The following is a 3728-nucleotide window of genomic DNA, read 5'->3' as shown; positions in this document are numbered from 1 at the left end:
TCGGGGGGTGTCGTCGGCGCGGCCGCGCGCCGCACGGTGTGCTCGTCAGCGGTCTGCGCAGCGGGGGCGTCGAATCGCGGCACCCCGATCATGCCGCCGCCGGCGAGCCGAGGCTCGGTAGCCGCCGACGGGCGGGTCGCCGCCGGCGTGTCGGGGCTGATGGACTGCACTTCCCGCACGCGGGTGAGGCCGTCGTCATCATCGCGCAGCTCGTCGGCCGACGGATGCTCGTCGACGATGTCGATCGGGGTGACGGAGTGCGCGAGTTCGATCTGCACCTTCTGCAGCGCCCGGGCGAAGGCCACTGCACTCGGATAGCGATCGTCGGGGTTCTTCGCCATCGATCGCGCGAGTGCCGCCTGCAGGCTGCCCGGCGAGTCGGCACGCGCCAGCACGGGAACGGCCATGCGCTCGATGCGCTCGATCAGGTCGGCGCTCGTGTTGCGCTCCCCCGGACGCTCGAAGGGCGAGCGGCCGGCGAGCAGCGTGTACACCGTGGCACCGAGGGCGTACACGTCGGTGCGCGGTCCGCTGCGCGGCGGCTCGGCGAAGGACTCCGGCGGCGACCACGGGATCGACATGCCGGCCGCCTCGGTGACGGCACCGGCGGTCGACGCGATCCCGAAGTCGGTGAGCGCGGGTCGGTTGTACTCGGTGACGAGGATGTTCGCCGGCTTGATGTCGCGGTGCAGCACCCCGGCGCGGTGCGCGGTCTCGACGGCTCCGGCGACCTGGATGCCCACGCGCAGCGCCTCCGCGACCGAGAACGGCTCGCGTCGCGCGCGTGCCTGCAGGTTCGGTCGCGGGCAGTACTCCATCACGAGGTACGGCCGGCCGTCGCCGGCGACCCCCGCCTGGTAGATCGTTACGATCGCGGGGTGGGTCGACAGCATGGCCATCACGTTCGCCTCGTCGGTGAACTCCTGCGCTGCCCCCGTCGTGATGCGGTCGGCGAGAAGCACCTTGACCGCCACCTTGCGGCGCGGCATCTCCTGTTCGTACAGGAACACGTCGGCGAACCCGCCTGCTCCGAGCGGCTGCAGGAATGTGAAGCCGGGCAGCTGCGGCGGAGGTGACGGCGTGCGATTCATGTGAGTCCCTCGAACGTGACGGTGACCCCGTCGCCGAGGTCGACGACGTCGCCGCTGAGCACGAGCGTGTGCTCGCCGGGGTGCAGGCGCATCGGGTCGGCGCCGGGGCGCAGCAGCGTCGAGCCGTTCGTGGTGTGCAGATCGATGACCACCACGGAATCACCCTCGGGACGGATCTCGAGGTGACTGCGCGAGATGTCCTGCTGCGGGCTGTCGACGGCGACCAGGTGCGGCAGGTCGTCTCCGCTCGCGCGTGTGGCGCGCGGGCGACGGCCGATGATCACGATGCGATCGAGCGTGACGACCTGACCGGTCGACAGGCGGGCGGATCCGTGCGCGGCGGTGGTGTTCTCGACGACCGGCAGAATCTCCGTCGGGGTGTCCGGCCCGGCGGTCGCGGTCGCCTGCGGGGGCGTCTCGCCGGCCTCTTCGCGCATGCGTCGCAGCTCGGCGAGAGAGATCGTCGAGCCGTCGTGGTCGCCCTCGGGCGCGGCAGGGGGTGCGGCGGGGCCCCTCGGCGCGGAGTGGACGGTGGCGTCGAGCGCGTCGTCGTCCGGCATCGGGGTCGGGGCGGGCGCGAAGGTGTACTCGGTGGGGATCAGCGTGGGGAACCCGGCATCGGCGCCCGACGCGTCGTTCGCGGCCGCGATCGGCATCGCCTCGGTCTCGGCGAGTCCGGCGTCCGCCGCGCTCTCCTCTCCTGTCTCGGCTGCCGCCTCGTCCGCGGGCATCTCGTCGGCGGGCGCATCGTCAGCCTGCGGCTCGTCAGCCTGCGTCTCGCCGGCGGATGCCTCCGGAGCCGGCGCTTCCGCGGCGAGCACGCCGCCATCCTCACCTTCGGGCTCGGCCTGCACCGGTTGTTCGGGGGCCACGGCGGCGTCCTCGTCCGCCGCGGGCAGCCCCTCGGCGACGGGGAACACGACCGACGACGCCAGCACCGTGCCCGACCGCACGATGAGCGACGGTGTCGACCGCGCCTCCTCGAGCGACACGGCGAACGAGCGAGGTTGAGTGATGTACCGCTCGGTCCAGGTGCTGATCCCGGCTCCCGAGACGACCTCGTCGCCGTCCGTGCCGCTCACGGCCACGATGATGTCGCCGCGCACGGCGACACGGGCGAAGCCCTCGCCGAGCAGAGCGACGGCGAACGAGCCGAGCGTCGATATGGTTCCGCCCGTCAGGACGTCGATGACCTCGGTCAGCTGCGGTGCGCCATCGCGCATCATCGCGGTCAGGACGGCGATCCTCTCGGCCGGGGTGTCGCCCGGAACGGCGATCATCCCGTGCTGCTCTGCGATCACCTGCCAGCTGCCGGGTCGGTACGCGAACTGGTTCATCGAGCCCCTCCATTCAATGATTTCCGCGGCCGGGTGTCGTCGTCGACGTCCGAGAGCACGGTCGTTCCCGGCCGTGAGGCGACCGAGATCGCGTCGACGACGACGACGGTGACGTTGTCGCGACCGCCGGCCTGCACGGCCTCGGCAGTGAGCTGCGCGGCCGCGCGCTGCGGGTCGGGCTCGCCTCGCAGCACCTCGCAGATGCGCGCTTCGCCGATCTCGGATGTCAGGCCGTCGGAGCAGACCAGCATCCGGTCGCCGCGCTCGGCGGGGAACAGCCAGAAGTCGGCGTCGCCGGTGCTGCCGGCGCCGATCGCCCGCGTGATGATGTTGCGCCTGGCGTCGTGCGGTGCGTCGTCCGGACTCAGCTCCCCCGAATCGAGAAGCTCCTGGATGACCGAGTGGTCGACGGTGATGCGCTCCATCTCGCCGTCCGAGAACCGGTACGTGCGCGAGTCCCCGATGTTGACGGCGAGCCAGTAGCCCAGGCCGTCCACCGACGAGATGACGACACCGCTGAGGGTCGTGCCCGCACGCGATTCGCCGGTCGTCGCGAGATGCTCGACCACCTGGCGGGCCCTGGCCAGCGTCTGGCGGACGTCGTCGAGGCTGAGCGACTCCCGGCCGACCAGGGTCGCGAACTCGTCGACGACGGCCGCGCTCGCGCGCTCCCCCGCCTCGTGACCGCCCATCCCGTCGGCGACGATGAAGACGGGGGCGGATGCCAGCTGAGCATCCTCGTTGAGCACGCGGCGCCGGCCGGTGTGGGTCGCCGCGCCGGAGGTGACGAGCACCGGGGCGGTCATGCGAAGCCGCCGATCGTGAGGATCCGGTCGCCGATCTCGACGGCATCTCCCAGCCGCACCGGCACGCGCTGCCCGGGCGGGCATGCGATGCGCACGCCCTCGCGCACGACCACGGTGCCGTTGGTCGACTGCCGGTCCATGATCCAGCCGCCGGACGGCGCGGATGCCGCCTCGAAGTGGGTCTTCGACAGCGACAGGGTCTCGTCGCGCACGGCGACGACCACCGCCCCCGGCTCCTGCTCGGGGTTGCGCCCGAACACGGTGCGACCCGATACCGTCACGCGCTGCCCGTCGTCCCAAGTGAACACGAGGCGGTGGCCGGGGATGCTGATCCGCGTCGACTCCACGTCGTCGTCCGCCTGTGCGGACGCCGGCGCCGCCGGAGCCACCGGAGCAGCCGGCGCCACCGGGGCAGCCGGAGCCATCGGAGCAGCCGGCGCCACCGGAGTGGCCGGAGCAGACTGCACGACCGGGGCCAGCGGCGCGACCGGCGC

3 protein-coding genes and 1 pseudogene are annotated in these 3728 nt (G+C 72.4%); all 4 read right to left on the bottom strand.

Features of this window, described 5'->3' with window-relative positions; genetic code table 11:
- The coding region (locus tag RT309_RS14200; RefSeq protein ID WP_313358082.1) for a serine/threonine-protein kinase at nt 1-1091 on the bottom strand (1091 nt) is incomplete at its 3' end.
- Entirely contained in the window at nt 1088-2428 is a 1341-nt protein-coding gene (locus RT309_RS14195) for an FHA domain-containing protein (RefSeq protein WP_313358080.1), read from the bottom strand. The genes RT309_RS14200 and RT309_RS14195, both read right to left, overlap by 4 nt.
- Nucleotides 2425-3234 carry a protein phosphatase 2C domain-containing protein gene (locus RT309_RS14190; RefSeq protein ID WP_313358078.1) on the bottom strand — a complete coding sequence of 270 codons (810 nt, stop codon included), beginning with the start codon at nt 3232-3234 and terminating at the stop codon, nt 2425-2427. Before RT309_RS14190 ends, RT309_RS14195 begins: the two co-directional genes overlap by 4 nt.
- A pseudogene (locus RT309_RS14185) lies at nt 3231-3728 on the bottom strand (hypothetical protein); the annotation flags it as partial. The gene RT309_RS14190 and the pseudogene RT309_RS14185, both read right to left, overlap by 4 nt.

The organism is Microbacterium sp., assembly GCF_032084865.1.
Taxonomy (GTDB): domain Bacteria; phylum Actinomycetota; class Actinomycetes; order Actinomycetales; family Microbacteriaceae; genus Microbacterium.
The sequence above is the reverse complement of the archived record's forward strand: the minus strand, read 5'-3'. Positions and strand labels throughout refer to the sequence as shown.